Source organism: Photorhabdus asymbiotica (assembly GCF_003634575.1).
GTDB classification, from domain to species: domain Bacteria; phylum Pseudomonadota; class Gammaproteobacteria; order Enterobacterales; family Enterobacteriaceae; genus Photorhabdus; species Photorhabdus asymbiotica.
The window spans coordinates 47,157-64,856 of sequence record NZ_RBLJ01000003.1; the positions used below are offsets into that span (position 1 = coordinate 47,157).

Sequence of the window (17,700 nt, forward strand, 5' to 3'; positions counted from 1 at the left end):
GTACAACGTCTGCACTCAGGGGCATACCAAACTGATTTCGTTTTACTCGGAAAGATTAGCTTGTGTTTTTTCCACCTGTTTCGAGTCGATTTGGGTGAATAATTCCCTCAACGCAGCCGAGACGATAAATTTGACATTATGCAAATGGCTGTAAACATTCCCCATTGAGTTATGTAAGGTAATATCAGCAACTAGCTCTTGGGCAGTTTTGGTATTAATTCGCATAACGGCATAGAATTCCTCACCAAATGTCAAGGCAGCATATTGTTCAATTTTACCAATTGCGCATGGCAAGCCTGCTTCATCAGATCGCTGCATTAACCAGAATAAGGGCAATTGCAGAGCAACATCATGAATAAACAGGTTGAAGGAATTAACTGGGAACTGTCCCTGTAATTCAGGCGCTACATTATCCAATCGGCATTTCAATATCAGATATTGATCATCAATATAGATAACCTGACGTATTCCCCGGAATATGCTGCCATGGAACAACATACCGCCCTGACGCATATCACCATATAAAGGATACGTCTGGGCAATCTGAGTGTTCAAATCGGTATACAACGCTTCGCTGGCCGCAGCCCGGCAATGGATGGCGAGGAATAACGTGGCTTGATAGTGTCTGATCACACTTTTTCCCTGCTGACTAGTAATGGCAATATCTAACGCCAGCCTCTCATCCCCGCGCATATAGCTACAGTTGGGCGTCAACACCGCGGTGTAGTTGCCAATCTGGGTACCATCAAACACAATCTCCTGCAATACACTGAAATCCATCACATCCTGAAGTTGGTAGCCCGGGAAACGCTCTTCGCAGATACGCGTCATCCAGCTGATCGCTGCGGTGGCAGGTAATACCGGGTTGTTGTTGATAACATAGTGATACAGGAACGGGTTGGCTTCCAGCGTTAGAAAACGCTCAACTTGCTCCGCATCCGGCAGCGATTTCACTCGTTGCGTAACCTTGTAGTTTTCACCACCAACAATCACCTGCTTAGATTTGGTATCAATAAATTCCTGTACGAAATAGTGGGTTCCCACGCTACCAGGGATGATCACCATGTTGCGGGCACTATAGGAGCGTCTTAATGTGTCGTTGACCATGCCTGCGTCCCACGGTCCCCAGTTGATAGCGCGGATGACCAGACTGTTGTCTCCTTTCAGCGGCAAGTAGGCAAATTTATTTAGGGTTTCATTAGCCATCGCATAATCGGTTTGCCCGGCATTGCCGAAATAACCAACAACAGATGAAAACAGCACCACATGGCGCAAGCTGGCGATATCCATAATCCGGCACAGGTTTTCTAACCCTTTGATCTTAGCGTCAAACACCGAGCGCAAATCATCCAGCGTTTTCTTCTCAATAAACTTGTCCGCCAGGTTGCCGGCACCGTGAATGATACCAGTCACTGGCCCAAATACCTGCTGAGCTTCGGCAATCGCCGCCGCAACCTGTTGCACATCGGTAATATCACAGTGCAAGTAACGGGCTTCGCCTCCAACCTGCGCAATCTCTAGCAAAGTTTGGTTAATCTCATCAGCATGTACCAACCTACTCAGCATAGTGTCGATCTTTACCGGTGTGGGCTGGATCTGCTGAGATCGCAGGTAAGCTATCGCGGCAGACTTGCGCTCATTAAGCGTAGTGGCACCCCGTGCCCATGTTGGCAAAGGTGCATCTAAATCGGTTCTTCCCAACAAGACAAAACGAGCCTGACTGCGTTTAGCCATCTCGATGACACATTGGGCCGTGATGCCGCGTCCTCCGCCGGTCACCACAAAAACGTCTTCACGGCTGACCAAGAATGGTGCATCAATGGGTGCCTTCGTAGCAGGCGTCAGCACCAGCGTCATCCGCTCGCCATTCACACCACGACCAACTTCGGCCAAATCGGTACGGCTATCCTGTAGTTCTTCAATCAGGATCTGAGCAACATCATTAGGTTCCACCCAAACGTCGACGTCGAGAGTACGGCAGAACACGTTTTTCCACTCAATATTCAGTGATTTGGTCAAGCCGCTGATCCCGCTAGCAACCACCTCAGACAGCTCATTGTTATCCGATGTTGACAGCGCACCATCCCCACGGACGACAACAAAGAAATAACCCACATGGTTTTCATCACGGTTCAAACTGCCCTGCAAACGCTTAGCCAACAGGAACGTGGTTTCAATCGAGAGATAACCCTGCGCGCTGAATACCTTAGCCAGCGTTTTCACGCTCTGCCGTGGCGACTGAAGGTAGATCACACCATCTATCGGCCCCTGCGCCTGTTCAATTTCACTGATTGCCACATCCAATGTGGCTTCATCAACGCGGTTCAGAGCGTAGTATCTGGTAGTTTTGGCACATTTTTCATTTTTTGCTATACCCGCTCCCAAAGTCAGTATCGACACTTGCTGGCCCTGCTGTTGCAGCTGTTTAACCACTTCATCGACGGCTGTTTTGCCCTCATCCACCACCAGCCAGTGCCGAGACAACGCAAACGCCAGCGGGTAACAATCCGGGGCCGGTAACGACTGTGATATCACCGTATAACGTGCAACCTGATGTTCAACTGACGCGACCTCTTCGGCAAAAATAGACTGAACCGCAGGCATAACGCTCAGTTGCGGTTCAGCCAAGACTTTTTTGCGCTATCGGCCTTTGGCACAGAGGAAGTTGAAGTCACGAAGCCCAGTGTGCGCAACGGTGCTTCTGCCCTCCCCCCTTCTAACGCTTGCAGGCTATGCTGGGTCTGGCCGTTCCCCTGTTCACGAGCATTGTCGCCAATCAAGGAATCCTTCGACGCCGCCGCTTCCTCTATCGGTACATCACCTGAATTTTTACGACGAATATCGGCGATAATCTCATCGTTCATCTGTTTAAAGAACATAGAGATCTTACGGATATTACTCAGCACTTCGATATCAAAGGCTTCCAGATATTTGTTCTTCAATACATCGTGATAAATGCCGGAGTCTGCGGAGAAGGTATCAAACATCGCGCCGAAAATTTCCAGACGTTTGATAGAGTCAATGCCAAGATCGGCCTCAAGATCCATTTCCGCATCGATCATATCCTGCGGGTAGCCGGTTTTGTCGCTGATGATGGCAACCAGTTTGCCAATGATGTTTGCCTCGGTAATTTGCTCTAACCGTTTGATTTTTAGTTCTAATTCCGGGTCACCTATACTGGGTTTAGCCAATGTAACTGGCTGATTCATCACCGGCGCGGAAGGGGTGACAAACATGGCCGGACGCGGCTCAACAATTTCCTTCATGATCGGTGCCGGCGCGACGACAGGAGTAACCTTCGGCGTCACAACGGCAGCCACTGACTGCACGGCCTGCCCTGACTGGAACAAACTCTGCTGGGTAGCAAAATATCGCTCATGATTGGAGTGATACAACTCCAGGTTTTTTTCCAGCAACTGCACACTTTGCCCCAGACTGGACAACATAGTCGGCAAGTTCTGGTGATCTTGAAACTTTTCCAACAAGGTATATTGCTTGTTCAACAACGACCCCAGTAGTTGGATATACTCTTTCTGGTTGGTCTGAAACTGCTCATGCAGCTGGCTCATGACCCGCTGCGCCTGCAACAGCCCCTCCAAATTGCTATCCCCCATGTTCTCATTCAATTGATTATTTTGTTCCATAGGATTGTCTCGCTTCTGAATTGCAACTGACGTACTTCGCTGTAAGAGTGGAGTTGGCCCCTTTGGCGATCCCGTCTGTATCACCGGCGCTGGTGGCGGTTTGGAGATGACTGGTGCTGCCACAACAGGCGCACGATTGGCCATGAACCGCTCCACCATAGCGGTGTCGCCATCACGCATCGCGCGCTCGCGCCGTGCCTGATTCTTATCTGACATGAAAAAACCTCCACTGAGCCTGAAAGTCAGATGGTTAGTTTTTTCCTCCGATGGCAGTTGTACACGGGCATGCCGATCCAAAACATTTAACCTGACTCCCTCTGCCAGTAACCTGGCCTGAGCCCGAGCCAGCTGTAACCTCTCCTCACCTTTATCACTGGTATTGACCGAAATGATACTGTGCTCCCTGCCATTGAGGATGTCCGCAACCAACTTACTCAATACCCCTTTTGGACCAATTTCGACAAACAGGCGGCCACCTCGTTGATAGATGGTTTCGATCGTTTCGCGGAATCGTACTGGCATAACCAATTGTTCCGCCAGCAGGCTGGCAATGTCCGCAGGTGACTGACTGTAAGGTGCCGCCGTCGCACTTGAGAACAGTGCGCACTGAGGTGACCGAAAGCTGATTTGCTCCAAATATTCACGGAATGGCGCATAAGCCGATTGGATAAATTCCGTGTGGAACGCAGCTGATACAGGTAACAGGCGGCAGTGGATTTGTCTGGCCTTCAGTTCATTATGTAGCTGGTGGATCAACGTTGTGGCCCCAGCCAGCACCACCTGCGAGGCGGAGTTATCGTTAGCAACAGTAATCTCCGGATAGAGTTCGAGTATATTTTCACGTTGTTCTAGTGTTAACGACGCCGCCAGCATTGCCCCAACGTCTGCTCCCCGGTCATCGACAGCCGACGCCGCAGCCATTCCTCGCGCCAGTGACACCCGGTAAAAATCAGCATCCGACAGCACACCAGCCGCCCATAAAGCGGTAACTTCACCATAGCTGTGGCCGGCAACAAAATCAGGGTTAAAGCCACTCTCTTTCAGAATCGCAAAATAGCCGGCGCTGATAGCCCCCAATGCCGGTTGGGCATTAGCCGTATCGGTCAGGATAGCGTTTTGTTGTTGCCGTTCAGCGTCGGAAAACACAGGTGTGGGATAAATCACGTGTGACACCCTCTGGCCGCGCTCGTTGACCGCGATTGCATCCAAAGCCTCCAACGCCTGACGCATTTCAGGGTAATCATTGGCAATATCACGACCCATATTGACATACTGCGATCCCTGCCCGGGGAACAACGCGACCACTTTACCATCCAGATTTTTCGCCGAGGGCTGGTAGTAAATTCCCAGTGGGTGTTCCCAGCCACTCGCACTCTTTTGCTTTAACTGTTCCACCGCCACCGCCATAAGTTCCGCCGCCTGTGTGGCAGACGTAGCAACAAACAGCAAACGCGCTTGATGAGGTTGCAATCCATTAAGATCCTGATGTACAAGGTGTTCGCGTAACACTTGCCCAGCAGACGACGCACTGCCAAAGCGTGCTAGCGCCGCCTCACATCGGACCAACAATTGTTGGGGGGTCTCGCCGCAGAACAGCAAGGTGACTGCTTGTCCATTCAAACGATAGGCACCACTCTGTTCCGGCTCGTACTCTTCCAGAATTGCGTGGAAATTGGTTCCGCCAAAACCGAAAGCACTGAGAGCCGCGCGACGCGGCGCACCGTTGAGAGGTCGTAACCAAGGGCGAGGCTCATTGTTGATGTAGAACGGTCCATTATCCCCGGATAGCATTTCGTCAGGCTGGCTGACGTTAATCGTAGGAGGTAACACCTTGTGGTACAGTGCAAGCGTCGTTTTAATCATTGATGCTGCCCCCGCCGCACTACGGGTATGCCCAATCTGAGACTTAATGCTGCCTATAGCCACTGATTTCGCCGCGATATTATATTCATCAAAGACCATACGCAGGCTTTTTAGCTCTGTATTATCACCGGTAGCTGTCCCGGTGCCATGCGCCTCGATCAGTTGAATATCTGCTGGAGTGAGGCCGGCACTAGCATAAGCACGCTTAAGTGCTTTTACTTGGCCTTCGTAACGAGGGGCAAAAATGCTTTTTGCTTTACCATCGCTAGACGCTTCAATCGATTTGATCACCGCATAGATTTTGTCACCATCCAACTCGGCATCTTTCAGACGTTTCAACACCAGCATGCCCACACCATCACCGAGCATGATGCCATCGGAGTCACGATCGAAAGGACGCGACAAGTTGCTTTTCGACAGAGCCGGGGTCTTGCTGAAACAGATAAAAGAGAACGCTGAGTTCTCCAAGTTGACTCCCCCCGTCAGCACAACATCACAGCTGCCTGAATTGAGCTCACCGATGGCAGCTTTAATCGCCGCCAAACTGCTCGCACAAGCAGCATCCACCATGTAGGTCGTCCCTCCAAGGTCAAAATGGCTGGCGATACGACCACAGGCCACATTACCGAGAAAGCCGGGTAAACTGTCCTCATTCCATTCAAGGCATGAATCATGCACCCGATCGATCACCTCGTCCACAACCTCCTCTGGTAAGCCGGACTTGATCATGATTTTACGCAGATACGGGGTTTGCTGGCGAGCCGACAGCGAGAATAAGGTATTGCCATTACCGCTGCCGCCCAAAATAACGCCGATACGATCGCGGTTCACGCACTTATTTTCCTGGCCAATTAATCCGGCATCCAGCATTGCCTGTTTAGCCACATACAATGAAAATAATTGGATGGTACTGATTGAATCAATGATAGTTGGTGGAATTTTAAATTCCACTGGGTCAAAATCAATGGCAGGAACAAAACCAGCTTTGTGACTATATGTTTTGTCTGCAACCGATGCATCTGGATGATAAAAATCCTCTTTACTCCAATATTCTATCTCTGACACCGTGGTAATATCGGTCAAAGAATCTCTTTTAGCTATTATATTTTCCCAGAACTCATGCAAATTTGAAGCATCGGGGAAATGGCTAGCCATGCCGATAATAGCAATATCGCCCTGACCTTTCTTACCATACATTGAAATTGAATATGTCTCAGACATATACTCCTCACGCTGTAAGTGAAATAATCTCATGCACAACACACATCAATAAATTGTATTAGGCGCTGTGAATTCACCGCCGTTATTGATACCAAAATGATCTTTCCATGACCGTTTAATAACACATCAAAAATTTCTTACTGTAATATTGTTATATTTCCTGCGACGACAGCAATTACGGCGATTAACGCTACAATAACCGTAACCTGCATCGCAGAGAATGAATCAAGGGAAATTATAAATATGGCGACGATGATAAACGCACTGAAGGCACGGATTAAAAAGTACATTAACCATTCTCCCAGCGTTTATACCCTTCATCTTTCAAGCTGCTGCTTTATTGGCTGCGTTCACTTGCCGCCGCACTGCAACTTGAAATCTATTGGGTATATAAGAATATTATTACCAAGATAACTCTTATTTTCACGATCATATTTTTTGACAGTCTGTATCACACTGTCAAAAATAACTTCCACCGTAACGGAAACAATCGCCACCAGTGAATATAATGCCAGAAAAATATCAATGGAGGTTGGATTTCTTGCCATGCTACTGAGGAAAAAATAAATACCACCAATAAGCATAGTATCAATAACACTACGAATCACAGAATTAAGGAAAACCGATCTAGATAACCTGTTACCCCTAAAAATTGCGGTCATAATATTCTCTTACCTTGCTAATAGATATACCCCACTATACCCTTCATCCTTCAAGTTGCTGCTTTGTTGGCTGCTTTCACTCACCCCAGTCACATAGTCATCTATACCCGTCATCTTTCAAGTTGCCTCTTTGTTGGCTGCACTCACTCACCCCGGTTACATAGTTATCTATGCTCCCGGGGATTCGCTCCCTTGCCGTCGCGATCCATCTTGAAATCTATTGGGTATATGCTCCTGGGGATTCGTTCACTTGCCGTCGCGCTGCATCTTGAAATCTATTGGGTTTATTTTGTATTTTCCAAGGCAATAAAACCGGCCTTATTTTATAATAATTGATATACATCGGTTTAGCTTAACTTTCAAATTTCAGTGAAAATTGATTTCTATCAAGAACCAAAGATAATATATCTCCTTTAAATCAATTAAATACAAGAATAACCACGTATTAAGAAACCTTTATATCTATAGACAATGGTAAAAAATGGAAGATAAGACTACAAAAAAATAAAAAATAATATTTTATACCAAATAAAATAAAAAATTAAAAAATACAGCGGAATAGATAATAAAATCGTAAAAATTACGTTAAAACAAACTCATCACTAAAAGATCGCCTGGATCACAGTTTAGTGACAAATCACAGCCGCTCAACGAAAAGTACCAGCGAACCTTCCAAAAATCTATTCAAGAAAAGCCGTTCTGAGGCTTCAATTAAGAAACACAAAATAAACATTAAATTAACATATCAGTGCCAATATTGATTATATTTATACCCAATAAATTTCGAGTTGCAGCGCGGCGGCAAGTGAATGCATCCCCAGGAGCATAGATAACTATGTGACTGGGGTGAGTGAAAGCAGCCAACAAAGCAGCAACTTGAAGGATGAAGGGTATATATCAAAACAGGCGCTTTTTATTCAGACTGTGAGGTAGACATGAAACCAGAAGATTTTCGCGCCGATAAAAAACGCCCGTTTACCCGTGAAGAGTACCTAAAAAGCCTTCAAGATGGCCGCGAAATTTATATTTATGGTGAACGCGTAAAAGATGTCACCACACATCCTGCGTTCCGTAATTCTGCTGCTTCAATCGGTCAATTATATGACGCACTGCACTCCCCAGAAACTCATGATACTTTATGCTGGAATACCGATACCGGCAGCGGTGGGTATACTCACAAATTCTTCCGCTTTGCCACCTGCGCAGATGAGTTACGTCAGCAACGTGATGCTATCGCTGAATGGTCACGTCAAACTTATGGTTGGATGGGTCGTTCACCTGACTATAAAGCGGCATTCGGCAATGCACTAGGCGCATTTCCTGAATATTATGGTCAGTTTTCCGACAACGCTCGTATCTGGTATAAACGCATTCAAGAAGCGGGCGTTTACTTTAACCATGCCATCGTTAATCCACCAATCGATCGTCATAAACCCGCTGATCAGACGCGTGATGTTTATATCCAACTGGAAAAAGAAACAGATGCAGGTATCATCGTCAGCGGTGCAAAAGTGGTAGCGACCAACTCAGCACTGACTCACTATAATTTTATTGGTTTCGGTTCCGCGCAAATAATGGGAGATAATCCTGATTTCGCCCTGATGTTTGTCGCACCAATGAATGCTGATGGGGTAAAACTAATTTCCCGCGCTTCTTATGAACTAGTAGCAGGTGCAACAGGTTCTCCATTCGATTATCCCTTATCCAGTCGCTTTGATGAGAATGATGCGATTCTGGTAATGGATAAGGTACTTATTCCTTGGGAAAATGTCCTGATTTACCGTGATTTTGACCGTGCTCGTAACTGGGCAGTTCAAGCCGGATTCGCAAGCTTATACCCATTACAGGCTTGTGTACGTCTGGCCGTGAAACTGGATTTTATTACCGCCTTACTGCAAAGGAGTCTGGAATGTACCGGAGTGATAGAATTCCGGGGTGTTCAAGCTGATTTGGGTGAAGTGGTTGCCTGGCGTAACCTATTCTGGTCGCTGAGTGATGCAATGTGGGCCGAAGCCAAACCGTGGAAAGGCGGAGCTTATATGCCGGATATTCAAGCGATACAAACTTATCGGGTTATGGCACCAACGGCTTACACTAAGATTAAGAATATTATTGAAAAAAATGTTACCAGTGGCCTGATTTATCTGCCATCCAGTGTACGCGATATGAATAACCCAGAAATTAACAAATATCTGGCCAAATATGTTCGCGGTTCCAACGGCATAGATCACGTTGAACGAATTAAGATCTTAAAACTGATGTGGGATGCAATTGGCAGTGAATTCGGTGGTCGTCATGAGTTGTATGAAATCAATTACGCTGGCAGCCAAGATGAAATTCGTATGCAATGTCTACGTCATGCCCATGGTTCTGGCAATATGAAAAAAATGATGGATATGGTTGATCGCTGCCTTTCTGATTACGATCAGAACGGCTGGCTCAGACCACACTTATACAACAATAACGATATTAACCAGTTAGATAAGCTGCTGAAATAACCAGTAGCAGGAGGCCAATTATGTCTGTAGAAAATGAACATCGCCTGCGTTTCAGAGATGCGATGGCGAGCCTGTCAGCAGCGGTGAATATCGTCACCACCGATGGCAATTCCGGATGCTGTGGTATTACTGCCACAGCGGTATGCTCGATCACCGATACGCCACCCACTCTGATGGTATGTCTTAACCGTAACAGTGCTATGAATGTCGTTTTTCAGGAAAATGGCCGCCTGTGTGTGAATATCTTAAACCACGAGCAAGAATTGATGGCACGCCACTTTGCTGGTATGACTGGAGTTAGCATGGAAGAACGCTTTCGCTGGAATATTTGGCAGAAAGGAGTGCTAGGTCAACCTGTATTGACCGGTACCCTCGCCAGTCTTGAAGGTGAAATTGAACAAGTTCAGGAAATAGGTACTCATAATGTATATCTGGTCCAAATCAAGCATATTACGGTGAGCGAACAAGGACATGGTCTAATCTACTTCAAGCGTAATTTCCGTCCAGTTATGCTGGAAACGGCAGCCGCTGTTTAACTACCTATCCATCAGATAACTTAAACTGCTCCTCCAATATTCAGGCCCTAAGCGGCCTGAATAGTCTTCTTTTCTTGTCTGACAGTTAACCACTCTACTAAACCCTACAATTTTTGATATTCACCTGATGAATATACTATTAAATTCGACATTGTTATTCATATTAGTGTGATCGGCCACTAGGAACCCATTTTAACCATATAATAATCTACCTTTCTCACAAACAATCGGACAAATCATATAAAAATATAACATTATCGACAGATAATGTTGCTAAACGTTACTGTACATTTCTGTGTGTATTCCAATCCATAATATTAACTTGAGGCAATTAACTATGAATAAACCCGCTTCCATCGGTTTATTACAACAACCCAAGCCGTTCTTTATGATTTTCTTTGTCGAGCTTTGGGAGCGATTCGGCTACTACGGCGTACAGGGTATTCTTGCTGTTTATTTTGTACACAAACTAGGATTTTCCCAAGAACAAGCATTTACCACCTTCGGAGCATTTGCTGCGTTGGTCTATGGCCTGATCGCTATTGGTGGCTACGTCGGTGACCACTTACTGGGAACCAAACGAACCATTGTGTTAGGTGCCATCGTTCTGACGGTTGGTTACTTTATGACAGGTCTTTCCATCTTGAAACCTGAATTAATTTTCTACGCATTAGGAACAATCGCCGTTGGTAATGGCCTGTTCAAGGCCAACCCGGCCAGTCTGCTATCTAAATGCTATCCACCGAAAGATCCTCGTCTGGACGGAGCATTTACTTTGTTCTACATGTCAATCAACATCGGCTCATTGTTCTCACTCGCGATTGCACCAGTCATTGCTGAAAAATTCGGTTATGCCGTTACCTACAATATTTGTGGTATTGGCCTGATTATCGCCTTGTTGGTCTATGTCTTATATCGCAATACGGTTCGTAATATTGGCTCTGAACCGGATCATCGACCAATCAACTATAAAAACCTGCTTCTGGTTCTGGCAGGAACTGTTACGATGGTTTTCGTCTGTGCATGGCTGATGCACAATGTGAAGATTGCGAATATTGTTCTGATTGGGCTGTCTGTGGTTATCGTGTTTATCTTCTTCCGTGAAGCATTCAAACAGGATAAAGTTGGCCGTAACAAAATGTTTGTCGCTTTCATTCTGATGCTTCAAGCCATTGTGTTCTTCATCCTATATGCTCAGATGCCAACATCCTTGAATTTCTTCGCCATCAATAACGTTCACCATCAGTTACTTGGTTTTAATATCAACCCAGTCAGTTTCCAGGCCCTTAATCCATTCTGGATAGTGGTTGCCAGTCCGATATTAGCGGCTCTATACACTCACTGGGGTTCTAGAAGTAAAGACCTGACAATGCCAGCTAAGTTTACAGTTGGTATGTTCCTGTGCTCCTTAGGTTTCCTGACTGCCGCGGCTGCCGGTTTGTGGTTTGCTGATGAACAAGGTTTGACTTCACCTTGGTTTATCGTTCTGGTTTATCTATTCCAAAGCCTTGGTGAATTGATGATCAGTGCACTCGGTCTGGCAATGGTTGCGGCTCTGGTTCCTCAGTACTTGATGGGCTTTATTCTGGGGATGTGGTATTTAACGCAAGCAACTTCATTCCTACTTGGTGGCTATGTGGCAGCCTTTACCGCGATACCTGAAGGTATTACTGACCCACTAGAAACATTACCAGTCTATACTAACGTATTCGGCAAAATTGGGATTACAACCTTTATTGTCGCCATCATCATGGCAATCACCGTACCGTTGTTAAACCGTATGATGAATGGAAAACAGAAAGCATAATTTACTTCAAATAAAACCTCGCCAAAGGAGGTTATACCGCTCGTTTATATATTTTATGCGGGCGGAATTCGCTACTTTTCCTCTATTCATAGTAAAATATTAACAATCTTATTTTTAATAAGCATATGAAATAAAGGTTAATTATTTCTTACATTTATTATTAGAAAGTCCTATTACAAATTTTATAATTGTTTTATCTCTGATATTTAAAAAAAATAATAGCGCTGTGATTTTCTGAAATATTTGGATGATATATTTTTACTCTCTAACCAATTCAGTTCAAATTTCATCCAATCATCAGAAATCATATTTGTTGCCTCTTTCCTGACAGGAATATACCCAATAGATTTCAAGTTGCAGCGCGGCGACAAGTGAACGCAGCCAACAAAGCAGTAACTTGAAAGATGAAAGGTATAAATAACCTTTTTATTTTATCCACGATACAGGGGCAACATGGATATTTTATTTACCTCATATTTAAAAGGAATCAAAGCATGAGCTCATACACACCAGAACCAGCGTGATATTACTTTAAATGTTAATGGCAAAATTGAACTGGGAAATATCAGATCTAAAACCGATTTTAATCTGAGTGCTAAAGAAACTCATATTGCGCCAAATATCCAGATACAGGCAGGACAGGATATTACTCTGGCAAGTACTCAATTGGATAATAAAGGCAGTGTAACAGCCGACCGGGATATGCGGATATTTGGTGATACTCTGCGTAATAGCGGTGATAAAGCCTTGCTACAAGCCAATAATAACATGTGGATACAGAAAGATGCTCAGGGGAATAAAGGTAAACTCGTCGAGAATAGATCGGCGACAATAAAAACCGTCAATGGAGATTTGGTTGTCAGGACTCATGAACTGAATAATATCCGGAGTATCTATTATTTCGAAAAAAGAGAAACCGTACCCAACCCGACAGATAAAAATTTTGATATCCTTGCAGCACAATATAAGAGTGAATATAAATTAAAAAGCATGCAACCCAGTGTCATCCTGTCTGGCGGAAATATTTATGTTAACAGTGACCTGTTATCAAATCAGGAAATGAGCAAAATTAAAGCCGGAAAAGATATATTTTTGACGGGCAAAAATCTTTCCAATACCAGCAGAATATCTGAGGACACATCAGGATCTTTTAATCTCTTTGAATACTTCCCTAAGGATACTTATGTTTCCATAACCGATTCACTTAATATCCCTACGGGTATCTATCAACTGGCTTCTAATGGTATTTCTGGAAAAATTGAAACCTATCATCAATGGGATGATAAAAATTATCATATCTTACCAAACGGTGCAGTGAAATATGATATTCGAAAAGACAAACTGGTTGCTGAACGCGCAAGTATCATCACAAAAGGTCATCTTGTCGCCGACTTTAGTGACAGTATTCATATTGATACTCATTATCCTTACAGTTCCCCGACGGGGTTAAGTGTATTCCATTATCCCGTCGACAGTGAAAAACTGCCAGCAATACTGTCCGCTGAAAATATCTTATTGCATGCGGGAAAAATAACCCTCAGGGATAAAATCACAGCGGCTCATGATATCAATATTGTTTCCGAGAGTGATATCACCCTAAAAAATTCCATACTGTTGTCACCCAATAGTTTATCTATGGCGGCTATCAATAATATTCATCTCTGGCGCAGTCATATAAGCGGAAAGGATGTGACCACTATCAGCCGTCATGGGGATATTGAATTTCATAACGGTGATGAAGTCGGTTATATTTGGGAACAACATAAAACGGGTGAGCATCCTGCATCTAATCAATTAAATGCCAGCGGTAATTTAACTATCAACTCGGGTAAAAACCTGCTTTTACAAAATGTCTATTTACAACCGAGTGAAAATATCTCTTTGTCAGCCCATCATGATGTTACGATAGAAAACCATGCAGATACTTATACTTTTGCAAAATCAAACACAGCCAATCGGCATAATGCCCCCATATCGGGGATTTTACATGCCTTAAAATCATTAACGATTAATGCGGGGAATAATCTTTCTGCCAAAGGCTCAGAGATGTCTGCCGGAAAAGAGATTTATTTAAGTGCGGCCAAAGATATTGATCTGAGTGCCTATGAACCCACGTATCAGGCTGATTTACCTTTATCTAAAGAATCAACCGAATTCAGCAGCAAAATCACGGCAAAGAATCATATCAGCGTGATGAGTGGTGGAGATATTAATGGGACATCCGCTCAGATACAGGCCAACGGTAATACATTATTATCCGCAGGAAGGAATATTACTCTCTCTGCCCTGACTTATTCTGCCCTTAATAAGACCAACGATAATAATAAAGATGACCGGCATATTATTGCTCAGGTTCGTGGCGATAAAAAATTGACGATGGCGGCAAACGGTGACATCACCACCGCAGGTTCTCAGTTGACTTCGGGGGGTGACATCACGCTCTCCTCCGGCGGCAATATGCGTTTTGAATCTGTCCAAAACCACATCTACCGGGAAGGTAACCGGGAATTCACCGAATCCGTCACTCAGCAGGCCACTGAACTGGTCAGCGACGGCGTCCTGACGGTTATCTCAAACGGCAGCATTCTGTTTCAGGCCACCAAACTGGCTGCCAAAGGGGCCATGGATATCGCGGCGAAAGGGGGTTATCTGTACGCTCAGGCCATGGAAGAATCCAGCCACTATGAAAAAACAGAAACTAAACGTCAGTGGTATGGCAAAAAGAAAACCATTAAACGTACCCGTCATGATGTCACCAACAAAGTCACTGAATTTACCGCGGGGGGTGACATCAATCTGCTAAGTCGGGACGACAGTACTTATGAAGCCAGCAAAATTGCCACTCATCAAAATGCCAAACTGACCAGTACACACGGTAAGGTCGACTTCAAAGCAGTAAAAGACAGCACTTTTGAACAGACTATTACCCACTCAAAAGGCTTTTATATCAAACAGACGGATAAAGGCTATACCGAAGATAAGTGGGTGCTTCCTGCTATCTATATCGGCGGAGCATTCACCGTCGAGGCGGCCAATGGGGTTAGCGCGGATATCAAAGCCCAGAATGGTCAATCGTTACACAATGCGGTGTCAGTCTTCGGCAATACGCCGGAAACCGCCTGGCTGAAAGGGCTGAATGAACGTCAGGATGTGCAATGGAATTTAGTCAAAGATGCGTATGACAGCTGGGATTACAAAAGCCAGCAGCTAAATCCGGTGGTTTCTGCGGTGATAGCCATTGCGGCAGCGGCGGCAACCGCAGGCAGTTCTCTGGCTGCATCCGTTGCATCTCATGCCGGCAGTAGCGTGGCCGGCGGGGCGTTAACGGCGGGAATGTCATCACTGTCGGCACAGGCGGCGGTCGCTATTGTGGATAGTCAGGGGGATCTATCCAAAGCATTAAAAGCGTTGGGGAGCAGTGATGCAGTGAAATCCACCATTACTTCCATGGTGATGGGGGGCGCATTGGCGGGCTTTGATTCCTATATGGGATGGGATAAGGCTGCGAATGGCACGCCAATTGACCCGGCGAAAGCAACATTACCTTCACTGAGTAATGGTGACTGGAGCAAAGTGGCTCAACGAGTAGCAGGCCAGTCCGTCATCAGTTCCAGCCTGAACACCACCATTAACGGTGGCAGTTTTAAAGACAATTTCACCGCCGCACTACTTGCCAATGTTGGTAGCCAGATTAACGCCGAAGGTGCCGGGTTAATTGGTGATAATGGTCAGGTGTTAGGTTTACCCGGAAAAGCCATCAGCCATGCGGCGGTCTCTGCACTAGCGACGGAAATTGGCGGCGGGGATGCCAAAGGGGCTGCTGCCGGGGCATTGGCCGCAGAACTGGCCGCTATCACGCTGGATAAAACCTTCAGCGACCCGATGGCAATTCAGGTAGGTGGCAAAATCATCGGCGGCGTTGCGGGGGCGATTGTAACCAACAGCGCAGAGGGCGCTAATAGTGGTGCCAATGCTGGGGAAATTGTGATTCTCTTTAACCACCTGCACTCCATAAATGCCTATAATCTGGTCAGAGAACTTCAGGAAGCGAATAAGCAAGGCACTTCTACTGAAGCAATCTGGAACAAATATAGAAACTTAAGTGCAGCGGAACGGGCAGAATTTTTGTCTAATTGTGCCGGGAACGGGGGATTATGCACACTCACCTATCAGGCCGAAATGGAAGGTGGAATAAAAACAGCGGATGCTATTAGTGGTTTAAGATGGATGTTTGACTTATCGGCTGAGGATGCCCATCGTATCAGCCAGTTTGTGACGACAGAAAATCAGAACGATTTAGGGCTGTTATATAACTCGTTGCCAGCTTGGGAAAAAGGAGTCCTGATAGCCAAAGAGGCGATAGAATCTGCCGGTATTGGTGGTGCTATCGGCGGTAAAGCTTCGGTTGCTTCGATTGTTAGAGGAAATAAATCAACTAACATAGGGAAAGGAAGTAATGTACGTATTAATAGTGAATCATCTGTAAGATCAAATAATCAGATAACTATTCCTAAGTCACGAGTTGGACATATTTTCCGCAAAGCGGAAGGACACGTGGCTGATACTCCTGAAAATAGAAAATTAATATTGGATGTTGCAAATGATAAAACGGCTATTTTAGGTGGTGATCGTTATGGTAACAGTTGGTCTGCACGCATGTTGCCGGATGGAACTCAAGCTTGGGTTCAAACTCGTGGGGACACAGTGATAAATGCTGGGATAAATAATCCACCTAAATCATATGACCCTCAGACAGGACTATCTTCACTGAAGCCAAGAGGTAGTAAAAATGGACAATAAGATGATTACAATAGAACAAGCTTACAAGGCTATGTTTTATTTTTTGGAACATGAATACGAATTGACGAAGTCGGATGATATCGGTTGTTTATTGGGATCAATGGATTGGACGATCTGGGATGATTCAACTGGCCCAGCAGATCCAGCTATGTGGGAAGAGTGGTTAGCTGCGGTTAAACGGACTTTATAATAGATTAGAGTGAACTGCACCCCAAAAGTTGGATACTCAACTTATAAAGGTGCAGTTCACACGGCCAGCTTGGGAAAAAGGTGCCCTGATAGCCAAAGAGGCGATAAAATCAGATTAAAAACGTCACGTTTAAAACCAGTAAGCGATATCAGGGGAAGAGTATTTATCAAGCTAGAACTCAAGCCGTACAATGGAGAAAACTTAAAATAGCCTGACGATATAAAGACACCCTTTTATGTTTTTTCATATAATCCCCCTTTTTTCAGGATTTAAATTCTGCTTAATTAACCTGTTTTCCTGTTTTTTTATTGCATGATTTTAATGACTTGCTTGGTAAAATGATGGATAGAAAATACCTGAATATTAGCTTGTGCGGATAATATTCTTTTTCTTACTGATTTCTTTTCAATTCTCGGTTAAAGATTAATGGATTTCGATAAAATGTCATTAACTGTTCTGCTAATAATTTTCACTTATTG

Annotated in this window: 9 protein-coding genes; 5 read left to right on the top strand and 4 right to left on the bottom strand. The window is 45.0% G+C overall.

Annotated elements, in window-relative coordinates:
- Positions 1 to 42: 42 nt before the first annotated feature.
- The 4 genes from BDD30_RS24255 to BDD30_RS12530 form a co-directional block, all read right to left on the bottom strand.
- Positions 43 to 2,628: an SDR family NAD(P)-dependent oxidoreductase gene (locus BDD30_RS24255; RefSeq protein ID WP_041381605.1), complete on the bottom strand. Its 2,586-nt coding sequence runs from the start codon at positions 2,626 to 2,628 to the stop codon at positions 43 to 45.
- Complete coding sequence (locus BDD30_RS24260; RefSeq protein WP_231849187.1) at positions 2,610 to 6,728, bottom strand: type I polyketide synthase; 4,119 nt, start codon at positions 6,726 to 6,728, stop codon at positions 2,610 to 2,612. The genes BDD30_RS24255 and BDD30_RS24260 overlap by 19 nt, the downstream gene beginning before the upstream one ends.
- Positions 6,729 to 6,865: 137 nt before the next feature.
- Positions 6,866 to 7,018 (bottom strand): hypothetical protein, encoded by a 153-nt coding sequence (locus tag BDD30_RS23590; protein ID WP_158307051.1) that lies wholly within the window; start codon positions 7,016 to 7,018, stop codon positions 6,866 to 6,868.
- A gap of 60 nt (positions 7,019 to 7,078) precedes the next feature.
- Entirely contained in the window at positions 7,079 to 7,390 is a 312-nt protein-coding gene (locus tag BDD30_RS12530) for a DUF6347 domain-containing protein (RefSeq protein ID WP_012777099.1), read from the bottom strand.
- A 935-nt stretch (positions 7,391 to 8,325) separates the two neighbouring features.
- Here BDD30_RS12530 and hpaB point away from each other — a divergent pair.
- From hpaB to BDD30_RS12555, 5 genes are all read left to right on the top strand, one after another.
- A complete protein-coding gene (hpaB, locus tag BDD30_RS12535; protein ID WP_012777097.1) occupies positions 8,326 to 9,888 on the top strand; it encodes a 4-hydroxyphenylacetate 3-monooxygenase, oxygenase component in 1,563 nt (520 codons plus the stop codon).
- 20 nt (positions 9,889 to 9,908) lie between these two features.
- Positions 9,909 to 10,424 (top strand): 4-hydroxyphenylacetate 3-monooxygenase, reductase component, encoded by a 516-nt coding sequence (hpaC, locus tag BDD30_RS12540; RefSeq protein ID WP_012777096.1) that lies wholly within the window; start codon positions 9,909 to 9,911, stop codon positions 10,422 to 10,424.
- Positions 10,425 to 10,761: 337 nt separating this feature from the next.
- On the top strand, positions 10,762 to 12,231 hold the full coding sequence (gene dtpB, locus BDD30_RS12545; RefSeq protein WP_012777095.1) for a dipeptide/tripeptide permease DtpB: 1,470 nt from the start codon (positions 10,762 to 10,764) through the stop codon (positions 12,229 to 12,231).
- A gap of 666 nt (positions 12,232 to 12,897) precedes the next feature.
- Entirely contained in the window at positions 12,898 to 17,031 is a 4,134-nt protein-coding gene (locus BDD30_RS12550; RefSeq protein ID WP_012777093.1) for a DUF637 domain-containing protein, read from the top strand.
- Positions 17,021 to 17,221 (top strand): hypothetical protein, encoded by a 201-nt coding sequence (locus BDD30_RS12555; protein WP_012777092.1) that lies wholly within the window; start codon positions 17,021 to 17,023, stop codon positions 17,219 to 17,221. The genes BDD30_RS12550 and BDD30_RS12555 overlap by 11 nt, the downstream gene beginning before the upstream one ends.
- The last annotated feature ends 479 nt before the right edge of the window (positions 17,222 to 17,700 follow it).